The organism is Flavobacterium beibuense F44-8 (genome assembly GCF_000769915.1).
Lineage (GTDB): Bacteria > Bacteroidota > Bacteroidia > Flavobacteriales > Flavobacteriaceae > Flavobacterium > Flavobacterium beibuense.
Window position 1 is genome coordinate 20,623 of sequence record NZ_JRLV01000014.1, and the last position, 15,453, is coordinate 36,075.

The 15,453-nt window shown below is 40.3% G+C and carries 14 protein-coding genes and 1 tRNA gene; 6 read left to right on the top strand and 9 right to left on the bottom strand.

What is annotated here, in order from left to right; all coding sequences use genetic code 11:
- Positions 1–125 precede the first annotated feature (125 nt).
- The 6 genes from Q763_RS11510 to Q763_RS11535 all read right to left on the bottom strand — a co-directional run bounded on the left by Q763_RS11510 (position 126) and on the right by Q763_RS11535 (position 4,915).
- Positions 126–202 (bottom strand) — tRNA-Asp (locus Q763_RS11510).
- 129 nt (positions 203–331) lie between these two features.
- Positions 332–1,258 carry a DUF58 domain-containing protein gene (locus Q763_RS11515; protein WP_035134412.1) on the bottom strand — a complete coding sequence of 309 codons (927 nt, stop codon included), beginning with the start codon at positions 1,256–1,258 and terminating at the stop codon, positions 332–334.
- 31 nt (positions 1,259–1,289) lie between these two features.
- The gene (locus Q763_RS11520; protein WP_157499419.1) at positions 1,290–2,441 is read right to left on the bottom strand and encodes a hypothetical protein; all 1,152 of its coding nucleotides are present in this window, start codon (positions 2,439–2,441) and stop codon (positions 1,290–1,292) included.
- Between the two features lie 17 nt (positions 2,442–2,458).
- Positions 2,459–3,160, bottom strand: coding sequence for a hypothetical protein (locus Q763_RS11525; RefSeq protein WP_035134415.1), 702 nt, complete (start codon positions 3,158–3,160; stop codon positions 2,459–2,461).
- Positions 3,150–3,707, bottom strand: a complete 558-nt coding sequence (locus Q763_RS11530; protein WP_035134621.1) for an RNA polymerase sigma factor — start codon at positions 3,705–3,707, stop codon at positions 3,150–3,152. The genes Q763_RS11525 and Q763_RS11530 overlap by 11 nt, the downstream gene beginning before the upstream one ends.
- Positions 3,708–3,853: 146 nt before the next feature.
- Positions 3,854–4,915, bottom strand: coding sequence for an NADH:flavin oxidoreductase (locus Q763_RS11535; protein ID WP_035134417.1), 1,062 nt, complete (start codon positions 4,913–4,915; stop codon positions 3,854–3,856).
- Between the two features lie 143 nt (positions 4,916–5,058).
- On the opposite strand from Q763_RS11535, the gene Q763_RS11540 reads away from it, so the two are divergent.
- Positions 5,059–5,409, top strand: coding sequence for a winged helix-turn-helix transcriptional regulator (locus Q763_RS11540; RefSeq protein ID WP_035134419.1), 351 nt, complete (start codon positions 5,059–5,061; stop codon positions 5,407–5,409).
- A gap of 61 nt (positions 5,410–5,470) precedes the next feature.
- On the opposite strand, the gene trxA is transcribed toward Q763_RS11540, so the two are convergent.
- The 3 genes from trxA to Q763_RS11555 form a co-directional block, all read right to left on the bottom strand.
- The gene (trxA, locus tag Q763_RS11545; RefSeq protein WP_035134421.1) at positions 5,471–5,788 is read right to left on the bottom strand and encodes a thioredoxin; all 318 of its coding nucleotides are present in this window, start codon (positions 5,786–5,788) and stop codon (positions 5,471–5,473) included.
- Between the two features lie 118 nt (positions 5,789–5,906).
- Positions 5,907–10,406: a DNA polymerase III subunit alpha gene (dnaE, locus tag Q763_RS11550; protein WP_035134423.1), complete on the bottom strand. Its 4,500-nt coding sequence runs from the start codon at positions 10,404–10,406 to the stop codon at positions 5,907–5,909.
- A gap of 206 nt (positions 10,407–10,612) precedes the next feature.
- Positions 10,613–11,083: a DUF6252 family protein gene (locus Q763_RS11555; protein WP_035134425.1), complete on the bottom strand. Its 471-nt coding sequence runs from the start codon at positions 11,081–11,083 to the stop codon at positions 10,613–10,615.
- Between the two features lie 232 nt (positions 11,084–11,315).
- Between Q763_RS11555 and Q763_RS11560 the strand changes: the two genes are divergently transcribed.
- The 5 genes from Q763_RS11560 to Q763_RS11580 all read left to right on the top strand — a co-directional run bounded on the left by Q763_RS11560 (position 11,316) and on the right by Q763_RS11580 (position 15,387).
- Entirely contained in the window at positions 11,316–11,864 is a 549-nt protein-coding gene (locus Q763_RS11560; protein WP_035134427.1) for a 30S ribosomal protein S16, read from the top strand.
- A 14-nt stretch (positions 11,865–11,878) separates the two neighbouring features.
- Entirely contained in the window at positions 11,879–12,409 is a 531-nt protein-coding gene (gene rimM / locus Q763_RS11565; protein WP_035134429.1) for a ribosome maturation factor RimM, read from the top strand.
- Between the two features lie 55 nt (positions 12,410–12,464).
- Entirely contained in the window at positions 12,465–13,172 is a 708-nt protein-coding gene (locus tag Q763_RS11570; RefSeq protein ID WP_035134431.1) for a tRNA1(Val) (adenine(37)-N6)-methyltransferase, read from the top strand.
- A gap of 156 nt (positions 13,173–13,328) precedes the next feature.
- Positions 13,329–14,507, top strand: coding sequence for an acyl-CoA dehydrogenase family protein (locus Q763_RS11575; protein WP_035134434.1), 1,179 nt, complete (start codon positions 13,329–13,331; stop codon positions 14,505–14,507).
- Positions 14,508–14,601: 94 nt separating this feature from the next.
- Positions 14,602–15,387, top strand: coding sequence for a DUF3050 domain-containing protein (locus Q763_RS11580; protein ID WP_035134435.1), 786 nt, complete (start codon positions 14,602–14,604; stop codon positions 15,385–15,387).
- Positions 15,388–15,453 lie beyond the last annotated feature (66 nt).

The window sequence follows — 15,453 nt, forward strand, 5'->3', positions numbered from 1 at the left end:
ATTTAATGGAAAGCCTTTCATTCGGTTTAACTACTAAACCAGCCCGTTAGGGCAAACAACACAACTAATCTTAAATGCTTTGAGGCGAAAAAAGCCCCGCTATTGCGAGGCTACTTCTCCTTTACTGGCGGTCTGGACGGGACTCGAACCCGCGACCCCATGCGTGACAGGCATGTATTCTAACCAACTGAACTACCAAACCAGCGTTTCTAATAAAACTTGGCGCTTTGTAAGTGCCGTTGTTTGTTTCATTATTACGGGTGCAAATATACGGCGCTTTTTGACATTTGCAAGCCTTTTCAAATAAATTTTTAAAAAAAAATTTCGCTTTTTAGCCAAACTTTTGTTTTTCAACCAAGTATGTAAGTAATATTTTTTCAAATTTTTCGTCCACCGAAACCGGAACATACTTAATTCGGTACTGCATACAGGTCTCCTCTATCTTCCTAAAATAGTCGGCTACCCTTTTTTCGTACTCTTCTTTTATATTTTCAGCAAACAAATTTACCTGTTCACCTGTTTCAAGGTCCACAAATTTGCGCGGAGCATTGTCAAAATCAAAACTAAACTCCGTTTTATTATCCGTTACATGGAAAAGCACCACCTTATGCTTATTGTGTTTTAAATGCCTTAGTGCATTAAACAACGCTTCGTTATCCTCGGTTTGGAACATATCAGTAAACAATATGATCATCGACCTGCGATGCATCTTCTGTGCTATTTGGTGCAAATAGGTAATCGTATCGGTATTTTTAGCCTCTCCCGGTTTTTGCAGTACATCTTCAAGTTTATTTAAGAGCATCCTGTGATGCCTTCCACTGCCTTTCTCGGGAGCATAGAACTCATACGAATCGGAATACACACTTAACCCCACCGCATCACGCTGCCTTTTAAGCAAATCCATAAGCACTGCCGAAGCCAATACCGAAAAACCTATCTTATTCTCATAAAACGACTGCCCGTCTTTTAAAGCAGGGTAATGCATGGACGAAGAGTTATCCAGTATGATATGACATCTTAAATTGGTTTCCTCTTCATAACGCTTGGTATAAAGCCTGTCGGTTTTTGCAAACAGCTTCCAGTCTATATGTCGGGTACTCTCGCCCGGGTTATACACTTTGTGTTCGGCAAACTCTGACGAGAACCCGTGAAACGGACTTTTATGCATACCGGAAATAAATCCTTCCACAATCTGGTTAGCTAAAAGTTCCAGATGTCCAAATGATGATATTTTCTCTAATTGCGATTCTAGCTTCATATCCCAAATGTAACGAAAAAAAGCGGAGCCTTTACAAATCGAGTCTCACTCCAAAAGACACGGCATGTTCCTTATAAGTGGAATTTTCAAAAATTGGGTTAAGCTCATATCGTGCAAAAAGACTAATCGCCCCAAAACCTACATATCCGTCCAGTCCGTAAACAAACCTGTTCACATTATAGTCTGCCCTGTTTTTATCCACTACCTTTTTACCGTCTATTTCATACTGCAGTCGCTGTACAGCTCCTGTATTAACGCCAACATAGCCTCCTAAGCCTACTTTAAAACTGGTAGTGGTATCATACCTAAAATAATCTTTGTATTCTTTTTTCTTCGAAGGACCAAACTCAAGATGTACCGGCACAACAAGGTTTTCTGTTCGCAGGAAGCTGTTTTTAAGCTCATACGGAAACTGCTGCACTATTGTCTTACCGTTATCATTCACAAAATACTTATCCTTACCCGGAGAATACATACTGATTTGGTATGACAAACCATAAGACAGCCTGAAATAATTTGAATCCTTTAAAAGTCTTGTTTTAAAAGCCAGGCCTAACTCAAACCCGCTACTTCTCCAAAATTTATAACTGTCTCCTATGGTTTGCCCATCACCTACAGCATTTACAAATCCCGACTTAAACACTACATCCCTGTAGGTGCGTTTATCATACTTGGTTTTTTTATCCAGTCCTTTAAAGTCCAACCCCAGTAAAAAGCTTCCTTTATCATCAATCACATTACCAATTCCCAAAGCAATATAAGCCCCTGTATTGGGTTTGTAACTATAGATGGCCATATCCCTTTCGGTAAGTGCTATCTGATTATCTATAATAGCTGTCCTGTTATCTATATTCAATGCCGATCGCTTTGCCGCTTCCTTTTTAAGAGCAGTAGCCTTTTCCTGGTTTATTTCTCCTTTCTCAAGCTTCTTATCAATGTCTGCAACAATCTTTTTAAGTTCAAACTTTTCGTTCTCAATAATATTCTGCTTCTCTTCCTTAAGATCATCCAAGGTGTTTTGCTTTACCCTCGCATAATATTTTTTCTCTCTTTCATCCAGTTCAGCCTGTTTTTTCTCTTTTACAGATAGTCCTTTTACAGTATCATTCTCGGTTTGAGCGTTAACTTTAGGCAAAAAAATCCCTGTCGCCAAAAAGGCGATACACAATAAGGTGCGTTTCATAATTTTAAAAATTGAAGTTATTGTTTGTCTTTTACAGCTATGCGTATCGTTTTATGTTTAAGTGAAAATATACTCATAGCCTTTTCACGGTAGTATTCATCCATTTCTGCCTCAACCTCTTTCAGTAGGGCAGTATCGTTTGTAGTATTAGATAAATGTTTGTTTGCCGCGACAGCCTTAACAGCCTCTTTTAAAAGCATATCTGTTTCCTGCTCATAAAACTCAGCTTCATCTATAGAAACAAGCGCCTCTATAGGTTCAACATGCAAATTGAATTCGGGTTGTTTTTTCTTTATCACAACCTCTTGATCAGCTACCGAAGCCATTTCCTGCTTTTCAGTAATAACCTCAACACTTTGTTTTTTAACTAAAACCTCGGACTCTTTATAAGCAACTGCCCCCGTTTGTTTTATTTCTAAAGATTTGCTAACAAAAGGCTCTTCTGATGGTAATACCGGAGTTGTAACCTCTCCACCATCCACAACCTTTGGTTCTGTTATAATAACATCGGTTTTATTTTGCATAAGGAATACATATCCTGAAACCAAAAGGAAAAAAACTGCCGCTGCCGCATAATAAGCAAACACCTTTTTCTTTTTCTTTTGGGTTTTACCCTGTTGCCTGTTATTCGCAATACGGTCCCAGGCTTTCGCCGAAGGTGTAATGCTTCGGTTGCCCAGCTTATCAGCTAATTGTTGTTCCAGGTTCCTATCTTTCATTTTCAATCCTCCTTACTTTTTCCAATTGTTCCTGTAGCTGTTTCCTTGCCTTGAACAATTGTGATTTTGATGTGTTCTCACTAATATTTAGCATCTCTGCTATCTCTTTGTGGCTGTAACCCTCTACCGCAAACATTACAAGCACGGTACGGTAGCCCTCGGGAAGTTTATCAATCAGTAACTGGAGCAACTCGGCATCCATATCCTGATTATCGGTTATAACTGGCGCTACTTCCACTTCAGTTACATCTTCAAAATAAAGTTGGGTGCGCTGTCGTAAAAAATCAATAGACTCCCTAACCATTATACGCCTTAACCAGCCCTCAAAACTCCCTTCAAACCTAAATCTGCCCAAATTATCCAGCGCACGGGTAAAACCCTGTATCATTACATCTTCGGCATAATGCATATCTTTAATATACATCCTGCAAACGCCAAGCATTTTTGCTGCATAACGGTCATAAAGCTGCTTTTCGGCTCTGCTGTCTCCCTGCAATACCTTTTTAATAACAGCTTCATCAGAAGTATGTAAACGGATAATTTTCAAACTCTGTTTAATTGGTTTATATCTGAAAGACGGAAATTTCATTCTTCAGGTTGCCTGATGAATAAAAATTTTTTAAAAATACTGAAAATAAAAAAGTCCGAAGCAGTATTGCCCCGGACTCCCATAGCCTGATAAGCTAAAATCAATTAATATAGTTTTTGTACACTGGCAGCCTCAAAAGGCTTAATATCATCAAAGCTTCCTGCTTTTACTTTTTGAACCCACTGCGGATCCTGTAACAGGGAACGGCCTACGGCAACCAAATCAAAATCACCACGTTCAAAACGACGTAATAGCTCGTCTATTTTTGTAGTTTCGGCACCCTGACCTGTCCACACCCCCATAAAATCATCTGAAAGTCCTACAGATCCAACCGTAATAGTAGGCTGACCGGTTACTTTTTTAATCCATCCGGCAAAATTCAGGTCGCTACCGTCAAACTCAGGTTCCCAGTATCTTCTTTGCGAACCGTGAAAAATATCCACTCCGGCTTCAGCAAGTGGCACCAGCCATTCTTCAAGTTCGGCAGGGGTTTGTGCCAGTTGTACGGTATAATCCTGCTGTTTCCATTGTGAAAGACGAAGGATAATTACAAAGTCAGGCCCAACAGCCTCACGAATAGCCTTAACCACATCGAGCGCAAAGCGACTGCGTTCTTTTAACGTTTTCCCACCATATTCATCGGTCCTGTGATTGGTTTCAGCCCAAAAGAACTGGTCTATCAGGTATCCGTGTGCTCCGTGAATTTCTAACGCATCAAAACCTAAAGCTTTTGCATTTTTTGCAGCTTCGGCAAAGGCTTTGATCGTAGCTTCAATATCCTGCAGCGTCATAGTATCAGGACTCTCAAGTGGAGCTTCCGGCAACCACGGTCCTGCCTGTGTATTCCCTACATGCCATATTTGCGGAGCAATTAACCCTCCCTTATTATGCACAGCCTGCGCTACCTTACCCCAGTTTGCCAAAGCCTCATCCCCATAGAAATTAGGAATGTCTTTCATATTCTTAGAAGCAGGCCTGTTTATAACCGTACCCTCAGTAAGTATAAGCCCCACCCCGGCAGCAGCACGACGCGAGTAATAGTCGGCTATCTGTTCGTTAGGTACTCCATCTGTAGCAAAAGCACGGGTCATGGGTGCCATAACAAAACGATTTTTAAGGGTAAGTCCTTTATAGTGAAACGGATTAAAAAGAGCATCTAAATTCATTTTCCTGTTTTTAATTTTTTAAGATTCTTAAATTATTAGCTATGCGAGTAGCACTATTATCTAAATAGTTACACAAAGTAACTGATAATAGTTTACTTTTGTAACTATAAAAGATTTAAAGTGGTAACCAACAAGTAACCAACATGGCAAGAAATATTTTTAAATACAGTGACTGTCCTATGCACCGCTCTATGGCGATACTGGGCTCAAAATGGAAGCCTATAGTGATTTACGCATTAAGGGAACGTACAGCACGTTTTGGGCAGATACACGCCATTATAGGCAGCATATCTAAAAAAGTACTTACCACCACCTTAAAGGAACTGGAAGAAGACGGCATTTTAAACCGTACCGAATATAAGGAACTACCCCCAAGGGTAGAATATAACCTTACAGATAAAGGACGCACGCTTATCCCTATAATTATACAACTGGCTAAATGGGATAACGAACATTATGAAGAAAAAAGAGAGAAGTTGGAAATAACTCCTTAACCGTATAAAAACAAAAATCCCGGGCATGGCCCGGGATTCATGTATATTGTTACAAAACTGATTATAGTAACGCGTCTATAGCATCAGTATACGTTTGCTTTGGAGCAACACCTACCTGTCTTCCAACAACTTCTCCGTTTTGGAATACTAATACAGTTGGGATGTTTCTAACACCATATTTAGCAGCAAACTCCTGGTTAGCATCTACGTCAACTTTACCTACAACAGCTTTTCCGTCATACTCTGAGCTAATCTCTTCGATGATAGGACCTACCATTCTACAAGGACCACACCATGCAGCCCAAAAATCTACCAAAACCGGTTTATCTGATTTTAATACTACTTCGTCAAATGTAGCATCTGTGATTTCCTTTGCCATATTATTATATATAAATAGTTAAGTTTATAAAGAACAAAAATAGGTATAAATATTTAATTGAAAAGTGAAACGTTTATTAGTTTTAATTATGAATAAATAGACGTAACCTATCAAAAATTTAATTTAGCTTAAAATTAAGCTGTAACTTTTCAAGTTCGTGCAACAACTCATTTGAAATTTTAACCTTCAGCTTGCGGCTTGGCATAGTTACCTTGGTTACTACCTGTATATCTTCTACATCTGTCATAACACTTTCCGGCATTTCGCCATCAAGTTCTGCTTCCGCTTCTCCATCAAGCTGTTCATCTGCCATCGCAGCCACCTCAACTTTACGCTTAACGCGTTCCAGCTCCATTACCTCAAACTGTACCGAATGATCTCCCCTGTTGTGTCTGAACAGTTCATTTAACTGAATAACCATTTGTTCCTGCAGCTCGGTAATATTAAACTGTATAATGAGTTTTTTGGCAAAAGTGGTAAGCACATCCTGAAGATACTGTATCGCTATAAACTGTATTCTTGGCTCACCGCGTTTCCCTTCGGCATTTACCCAGCCTTCGCGCACCATTATCTTCATATAGGTAAAATTATTAGGGATTAGAAAATGCCTGAACTTTAAATACTCCTCCCCATAAATACGGAACTCATAACTCTCGTCATAACCTTCCAGCATAAATGACGCCCATCCTTTACCGTTTTTAGCTATACGATGCTGCACGTTTGAAATGATGCCTCCAAAACTAAGATTCTTACCCACATGCTGCTCCATGTTTTTTAGGGCATCCAGTCTGGCATTACAAAAGTATTTCATCTCAAACTTGTAATCGTCCAGCGGGTGACCCGATATATAGATCCCCACTACCTCTTTCTCCTTGGCAAGTTTTTCCATAGTACTCCACTCCTCACATGCCGGAATTACCGGTTCGGGTATCTGCACGTCGCTCGACTCACCAAAAAGACTCACCTGAGAGGAGTTCTCATTTTCCTGATACTTGGCTCCATAACGTATTGCCTTTTCTAGGAAGGTAATATTATCCCCCTCCTCATGGTGGAAGTATTGCGCCCTTTGGGTATCGGCAAAACAGTCAAACCCTCCTGCAAGCGCCAGGTTTTCAAATGCTTTTTTATTGGCGGCACGCAAATCAATACGTTTGGCCAAGTCAAATATAGATCGGTATCTTCCGTCTTTACGGTTCTCAACAATGGTATCAACAGCACCGGCACCCACACCTTTAATTGCCCCCATACCAAAACGTACCGCACCCTGATCGTTTACCGTAAACTTATAGTACGATTCGTTCACATCAGGCCCAAGTACCTGTAAGCCCATTCGCTTACATTCCTCCATAAAGAAAGATACCTGCTTAATATCATTCATGTTATTGGAAAGTACTGCCGCCATATACTCTGCCGGATAATGTGCCTTTAGGTAAGCCGTTTGATAGGCTACCCATGCATAACAGGTAGAGTGCGACTTGTTGAAGGCATAACTTGCGAAAGCCTCCCAGTCTTTCCATATTTTCTCCAATACTGTGGCATCATGTCCTTTTGCAGCAGCCTGCTCCACAAACTTGGGCTTCATTTTATCCAGTACGTCCTTTTGCTTTTTACCCATCGCCTTACGCAGTACGTCGGCCTCACCTTTGGTAAAGCCTGCCAGCTTTTGCGACAAGAGCATTACCTGCTCCTGGTATACGGTAATACCATAGGTTTCCTTTAGGTATTCCTCACAAGCTTCAAGATCGTATTTGATTTCTTCCTCACCGTTTTTCCTTCTTACGAAACTCGGAATATACTCCAACGGTCCCGGACGATACAGGGCATTCATCGCAATAAGATCGGCAAATACAGTAGGCTTCAGGTCCTTCATGTACTTTTGCATACCAGGCGATTCGTACTGGAACACACCTACGGTTTCACCGCGCTGGAAAAGCCCATAAGTCTTTTTATCGTCTATCGGGAATTTATCGGGATCGAGGTCTATATTAAAACGGTATTTTACCAGCTTTACCGTATCTTTTATAAGAGTTAGGGTCTTTAACCCCAGAAAGTCCATTTTAAGTAGCCCGGCACTCTCAACCACAGAGTTGTCAAACTGGGTAACATATAAATCGGAATCCTTTGCCAGTGATACCGGAACGAAGTTCGTAATATCATCGGGTGTAATGATAACACCACAGGCATGGATACCTGTATTACGCAGCGAACCTTCCAGTACTTTTGCCTGTTGAATGGTTTCTCCGGCAAGATCTCCGGCATCTGCCATACCTATAAGCTCCTGTACCTTTTCATACTCTTCCGCTCGTAATGCACCCTTAAGCGCATTAGGATCAAGATTAAAGATCTTGGCCAGTTTCATGTTAGGGATAAGCTTGGCAATCTTATCGGCCTCAAAAAGCGGAAGGTCAAGCACCCTTGCCGTATCTCTTATGGATGATTTTGCAGCCATAGTACCATAAGTAATAATCTGCGCTACCTGGCTCGCCCCATATTTATTGATTACATAATCCATTACACGACCACGACCCTCATCATCAAAGTCAATATCAATATCGGGCATCGATACACGGTCGGGGTTAAGAAAACGCTCAAAAAGGAGATCGTAAGCAATAGGGTCGATATTGGTAATACCCAAACAGTAGGCTACCGCCGATCCTGCTGCCGAACCACGGCCCGGCCCTACGGAAACCCCAAGATTTCGTGCCTCGGCAATAAAATCCTGTACAATAAGGAAGTACCCCGGATAACCGGTATTCTCGATGGTTTTAAGCTCAAAGTCAAGCCTTTCCCTTATATCATCGGTAATTTCCTCATATCTTCTTTTAGCCCCTTCATAAGTAAGGTGCCTTAAAAATTTATTCTCACCGCGTTTACCTCCGTCTTCATTATCCTCTTCCACCTGAAATTCTTCCGGAATATCAAACTTAGGAAGAAGTACATCACGGTAAAGCGAGTATATTTCTATTTTATCTACTATCTCCTGAATATTAACAATAGCTTCAGGCAAATCGGCAAAGAGCTTTTTCATCTCCTCCCCTGATTTGAAGTAGTATTCATTATTAGGAAGTCCGTAACGGAAACCTCGGCCTCTACCTTTTGGTGTAGCCAGCTTCTCACCGTCCTTTACACACAATAAAATATCGTGGGCATGGGCATCTTCCTTATCCACATAATAGGTATTGTTTGTTGCAATAAGCTTAACGTCGTGCTTTTTGGCAAGCCTGATAAGCGAGTCGTTTACACGATTCTCATCTTCCTGCCCGTGACGCATAAGCTCTATATAAAAGTCATCTGCAAACTGATCTTTCCACCACAGCAAAGCTTCCTCTGCCTGGTTCTCACCTATATTCAAAACCTTATTAGGAATCTCACCATACAGGTTACCCGAAAGCACAATTACATCTTCCTTATACTGTTCTATAACTTTTTTATCAATTCTTGGCACATAGTAAAAACCTGCGGTATAGGCTATAGATGCCATTTTCGCCAAATTGTGATAGCCGTTTTTGTTTTTGGCCAGCATTACAATCTGATAACCGTTGTCTTTCCTTGATTTGTCTTTATGATCTTCACAAACAAAAAACTCACAACCTACAATAGGCTTCATGGTTACCTCGGTAGGTTCTTCACCATTTTCTATAAGTTCCTTGTTTTTTGCTTCGGCAGCCTTATTATGGTTAAGCACATTACTCACAAAGTGGAATGCTCCCATCATATTGGCATGATCGGTCATGGCTACAGCCGGCATTTTGTGTTTTGCTGCTGCCTTAACCAGGTTAGGTACCGCTATGGTAGACTGTAGTACCGAAAACTGGGTATGGTTGTGCAAATGCACAAACTCTACCTCTTTTAAGTCCTGCTTAAGTTCTTCGGTAACATGACTTATCTCCTCGGCACCCTTTAACTTATCAAGGCGTTTTCTTACCTCTTCAGAAGCAGCCTTAAGGTTAATATGTTTTAGCCCTATTAATTGTATGGTTTGCGGATTGGCCTCCTTAAACTCGCGATAATAAGTAGGCGGGACATCAAGCTCCTCTAAAGTAAAGATTTCCCTTTTAACCAGTTCCAGGAAACAACGTGTGGTAGCCTCAACGTCGGCAGTTGCATTGTGAGCTTCGGCAAAAGGTTCGCCAAATAAATATTCGTGAAGTTCGGTTAATGTAGGAAGTTTAAACTTACCTCCACGACCTCCCGGTATTTTTAGCAGTTCGGCAGTAACCTCGGTACAGGTGTCCAGTATCTTCATATCCTGCAACGGAGTATCTACACCAAACCTATAGTACTCACTTCCCATAATGTTAACGTCAAAGCCAACATTTTGCCCTACTATAAACTTGGCTTTCGCCATTGCTTCATTAAACTTCTCCAACACACCCTCAAGCTCTACACCCTGCTCCATAGCAAGTTCTGTAGATATACCATGAATACGTTCGGCATCATAGGGAATATTAAAGCCATCAGGTTTTATTAAATAATCCTGATGCTCTATAAGCTGCCCCATCTCATCATGCAGCTGCCATGCTATTTGTATACAGCGCGGCCAGTTATCGGTATCACTAATAGGAGCGTCCCATCGTTTAGGTAATCCGGTGGTTTCGGTATCAAAAATCAAGTACATAACCGGTTAATTATTTGGAAGTTAAAAGAAAAGCAATCCCCTCAGGGTAACTTTTCAAAAATACAGTTTTTCAGTCAACAATAAAAACAAAAAAACCATCCTTACGGACGGCTCAAAATGAAGTCTTTACACGCTTAATAAATTCTTAACACATATAATTTGCAAATAAAAAAGCCATCCGTTTGGGATGGCTTTCATTTTCTTTATTATTGGCCTACCGGCTGTATTGGCACTCTGTAAAAAACACCGCTTCTGAAGTTAACTACTGTTCCGTCATCCTCAACTGCATTAAAACGGAAGGTACCCGTTATAAACCCTTGGGTTAAGTCGGTATCCTCAGCTAGTATTTCAATTTTTCCATCACCTAAGTCAGTACCTGTCTGATAGTTCATCTCTATACCGTCAACAGAAACCGAATAAGACGCCTTATTTTGCTCATTCAGACCTAGTTCGTAAACACCAGGATCTACAGAAGCAGTCCTTAATATAAGGGTTTCAAAACCATTTGTTGCCTGTATGGTAAGTGAATTATCTGTTTCTCTTGTCGCGGTGTACTCTACTGCCCTCCACAACTCATCGTCTCTCATTGCCTGTACGGCCGGATTATTGAATTGGATGTCTTCTTCACATGAGGCAAAAGTAACCATCAGCACTAGTAGTGATAAAATCTTTTTCATTATTAATATATCTTAAAGAAATGGTGTATCAAATTTTACAACGACAAAAATAGTTTTTTATGACATATATCCTAATTAAATTATAATAAATCACAATAAAAGTATGTATTTTGAACTTTTTGAACGCAAAAAATCATAAAAATTAACGCAAAAAAAGTTTGTAAGCTAAAGTTTCATATATTTGCACCCTTAATTAACAGAGGTCGGGTACCTCAAACTTAATCTAAAGATTATGCCTGTAAAAATCAGATTACAAAGACACGGTAAAAAAGGAAAACCTTTTTACTGGGTAGTAGCGGCAGATTCCCGCTCAAAAAGAGATGGTAAATTCCTTGAAAAAATAGGAACTTACAATCCTAACACTAACCCTGCAACTATCGACATCAATGTTGAAACAGCTGTACAGTGGTTACACAACGGTGCTCAGCCAACTGACACTGCAAGAGCTATCCTTTCTTACAAAGGTGCTTTACTTAAACACCACCTGGACGGAGGTGTTCGTAAAGGTGCTCTTACTCAGGAGCAGGCTGATGCTAAGTTTGCTGCTTGGTTAGAACAAAAAGATTCGAAAGTAAACGCTAAGAAAGACGGACTTTCTACTGCTAAAGCTGACGCGAAAGCTAAAGCTCTTGAGGCAGAGAAAAAAGTTAACGAAGATCGTATTGCTGCGAAGAAAGAAGCTGAAGCTGCTGCTGTTGCTGAGGATGCTGCTGAAGAGACTACAGCTGAAGCTGAAGAAAACACAACTTCAGAAGAAAACACAGAAGAAACCCAAGCTTAATTTGACTGCGATTTATGCGTAAAGAAGATTGTTTCTATTTAGGCAAGATCGCCAAAAAGTTTAGCTATAAAGGCGAAGTCCTTATCTATCTTGATACCGACGAGCCGGGTTTGTATGAAAACATGGAATCAGTGTTTGTTGAATTCAACAAACATCTGGTTCCATTTTTTATTGAATCATCTTCAATTCATAAGGGCGATTTTTTAAGAACCCGCTTTGAAGATATAGACAGCGAGGAAGAAGCCGAAAAGATTTTAGGCTGCGAAGTATACCTACCGCTATCTATGCTACCTAAACTGGAAGGCGATAAATTTTACTTCCACGAAATAATAGGCTTTGATGCCGAAGACCTGCGACTGGGCAACATTGGTAAAATAACCGGTGTAAACGATACCTCGGCCCAACCTCTTTTTGAAATTCTTAAAGGTGATATAGAAATACTTGTCCCTATGATAGATGATTTCATTGTAAAGGTAGATCGTGAAAACAAAAAAATTATACTTGATACTCCCGAAGGACTGGTAGACCTCTACCTTGATATATAGTTTACCTCAACCCTTAATCTTACAAATCTAAATTCTAACATCTCACTTTTAAGAAATGTTCCAGTTTAAGCAATTTACTATCCAGCAGGACCGATGTGCAATGAAAGTAGGTACCGATGGCGTATTGCTTGGAGCATGGGCACCGGTGAGCAACAATCCGTTTAGCATTCTTGACATTGGGGCCGGAACCGGACTAATAGCTTTAATGTTGGCACAACGCAGTACCGCCGAGCAGATTGATGCTATAGAAATTGATGATGAGGCCTACGAACAGGCTGTAGAAAATTTTGAAGAAAGCAAATGGGGTGACCGCCTGTTTTGCTACCATGCAGGACTGGACGAATTTGTTGAGGAAATGCACGATGAGGAGTATGACATTATCGTTTCAAACCCTCCTTTTTATTCTGAGAATTACTCATCCGGTAACGAGCAAAGAGATAAGGCCCGCTTTACCGAATCACTTCCTTTTGAACATCTTATTGAAGCTGCCTCTATATTACTATCAGAAAACGGTATCTTTTCGGTTATCACTCCTTTTAAGGAAGAGGAAAAATTCATAGCCATTGCTGCCGAATTTAACCTGTACCTAGCCAAAATTACAAGAATTAAAGGCGCACCCGATACTGTAATCAAAAGAAGCCTTATGGCTTTTACCAGACAACAAGCTGAAACAATTTTTGACGAGTTAGTTATTGAAACGGCACGCCATCAATACACCCCGGAATACACCGAGCTTACTAAAGATTTTTATTTAAAACTGTAAACCTCCTCTCCTTTCATAACTTATCAGGTTTTGAATTTCACTCTTGCTGCTACAGCAGGAGCGCTTTCATTTTTACTTTGCTATAAAAAATACAACATTTTTTTATGGATTTGTTACAATTCTTCTTTACTTTTGCCATCAACTAAAACGTTATAAATGAAACCTGATTTATTTCAAGCTCCTGATTACTATCTTCTTGACGAACTATTGTCAGATGAACATAAAATGGTTCGCGATGCTGCCCGTGAGTGGGTAAAACGCGAAGTATCTCCAATAATTGAGGATTATGCTCAAAAAGCAGAATTCCCAAAACAAATTATTAGTGGCCTTGCCGATATTGGCGCATTTGGCCCTTACATTCCTGAAGAGTACGGAGGTGCCGGTTTAGACCAAATCTCTTACGGACTTATAATGCAGGAAATTGAAAGAGGTGATAGCGGTGTTCGTTCTACAGCATCGGTACAGTCATCTCTTGTTATGTACCCTATATGGAAATACGGTAACGAAGAGCAACGTAAAAAATACCTTCCTAAACTGGCTTCAGGTGAGTTTATGGGTTGTTTCGGTTTAACAGAGCCGGATTATGGTTCTAACCCGGGCGGTATGATTACCAACTTTAAAGATATGGGCGACCATTACCTGCTTAACGGTGCCAAAATGTGGATATCTAACGCTCCGTTTGCCGATATCGCTGTGGTATGGGCCAAAAACGAGGAAGGAAGAATTCACGGTCTTATCGTAGAGCGTGGCATGGAAGGCTTCTCTACTCCCGAAACACATAACAAATGGTCACTAAGAGCATCGGCTACCGGTGAACTTATTTTTGACAATGTAAAAGTCCCTAAAGAAAACCTTTTACCAAATAAATCAGGGTTAGGCGGTCCGCTTGGATGTCTTGACTCTGCCCGTTACGGAATCGCATGGGGCGCCATAGGTGCTGCTATGGATTGCTACGATACTGCACTTCGCTATGCAAAAGAGCGCGTACAGTTTGACAAACCTATTGCCGCTACCCAGCTGCAACAGAAAAAACTTGCCGAAATGATTACCGAAATCACTAAAGCCCAGTTGTTAACATGGAGACTTGGTGTTTTAAGAAATGAAGGTAAAGCAACATCGGCACAAATATCTATGGCAAAAAGAAACAATGTGGATATGGCCCTGCATATTGCCCGCGAAGCCCGCCAGATTTTAGGTGGTATGGGTATTACAGGAGAGTATTCTATTATGCGCCATATGATGAACCTTGAAAGTGTTATTACTTATGAAGGTACTCACGATATTCACCTGCTTATAACAGGACTTGACATAACCGGTCACGCAGCATTTAAATAAAATATAAGTAAAATTTATACGTTTATTTAAAAATTCAATTGTTAAAAGCTTCTTTGTCTAAAGAAGCTTTTTTAATTTTGTAAAAAACTATGCTATGAATACAGATACCGTTAACAAAAGTATCCAACCCCAAAAAGACCTTCTGTTAAAACACTCTTTATACAGCAAAGTAAAAACGATAGACGATTTAAAGTGTTTTCTTGAAGGACACGTTTATGCCGTTTGGGATTTTATGTCGCTGCTAAAAGCATTACAGTCTAAACTTACCTGCACCACTACCCCGTGGTTACCGGTAGGAAATGCTGAGATAAGGTACCTTATCAATGAAATTGTACTGGCAGAAGAAACCGATATCACCTTAGAGGGTAAAAGACAAAGCCACTACGAAATGTATGTGGATGCAATGGAAGAATGTGGTGCTAATACCAGCGAAGTAAAAGCCTTTTTACAGGATGTAGTGAGCACCCAAAACATTTTTGTTTCCATAAAACAGAGCCACCTGCACGAAAAGATTAAAGAATTTCTTGACTTCACTTTCAGGATTATTGAACAGGGCAAACCACATGAAATTGCCGCAGCATTTACCTTTGGACGTGAAGATCTTATTCCGGCAATGTTTACAGAAATACTTAGAAACTTCCAGAAGAATTTCCCTGAAACCAATTTGGAGAGACTTATCTATTATTTTGAAAGACACATAGAACTGGATGCCGATGAGCATGGCCCAATGGCAATGCAAATGATTAGTGAACTATGTGGCGAAGACGAGCAAAAATGGAAAGAAGTTGAAGAAGCTTCAAAACAGGCGCTTGACAAACGTATTGAACTATGGAATGCCATTGAGGAAAACATTATGCACCACGATATGGCATCTATTTAAAAACAAATAAAAATACACTTTCAAATCCCGGAGTTCAATCCGGGATTTTTTGTTAAAACCCCTTTT

Excerpts from the sequence above, each read along its gene's own strand:
- trxA (WP_035134421.1), bottom strand. The coding sequence starts at position 5,788 with ATGGCAAAGGAAATCACAGATGCTACATTTGACGAAGTAGTATTAAAA.
- Q763_RS11535 (WP_035134417.1), bottom strand. The coding sequence starts at position 4,915 with ATGAATTTAGATGCTCTTTTTAATCCGTTTCACTATAAAGGACTTACC.
- Q763_RS11560 (WP_035134427.1), top strand. The coding sequence starts at position 11,316 with ATGCCTGTAAAAATCAGATTACAAAGACACGGTAAAAAAGGAAAACCT.
- Q763_RS11580 (WP_035134435.1), top strand. The coding sequence starts at position 14,602 with ATGAATACAGATACCGTTAACAAAAGTATCCAACCCCAAAAAGACCTT.
- Q763_RS11540 (WP_035134419.1), top strand. The coding sequence starts at position 5,059 with ATGGCAAGAAATATTTTTAAATACAGTGACTGTCCTATGCACCGCTCT.
- Q763_RS11575 (WP_035134434.1), top strand. The coding sequence starts at position 13,329 with ATGAAACCTGATTTATTTCAAGCTCCTGATTACTATCTTCTTGACGAA.
- Q763_RS11520 (WP_157499419.1), bottom strand. The coding sequence starts at position 2,441 with ATGAAACGCACCTTATTGTGTATCGCCTTTTTGGCGACAGGGATTTTT.
- Q763_RS11555 (WP_035134425.1), bottom strand. The coding sequence starts at position 11,083 with ATGAAAAAGATTTTATCACTACTAGTGCTGATGGTTACTTTTGCCTCA.
- Q763_RS11570 (WP_035134431.1), top strand. The coding sequence starts at position 12,465 with ATGTTCCAGTTTAAGCAATTTACTATCCAGCAGGACCGATGTGCAATG.
- Q763_RS11525 (WP_035134415.1), bottom strand. The coding sequence starts at position 3,160 with ATGAAAGATAGGAACCTGGAACAACAATTAGCTGATAAGCTGGGCAAC.
- Q763_RS11515 (WP_035134412.1), bottom strand. The coding sequence starts at position 1,258 with ATGAAGCTAGAATCGCAATTAGAGAAAATATCATCATTTGGACATCTG.
- dnaE (WP_035134423.1), bottom strand. The coding sequence starts at position 10,406 with ATGTACTTGATTTTTGATACCGAAACCACCGGATTACCTAAACGATGG.
- rimM (WP_035134429.1), top strand. The coding sequence starts at position 11,879 with ATGCGTAAAGAAGATTGTTTCTATTTAGGCAAGATCGCCAAAAAGTTT.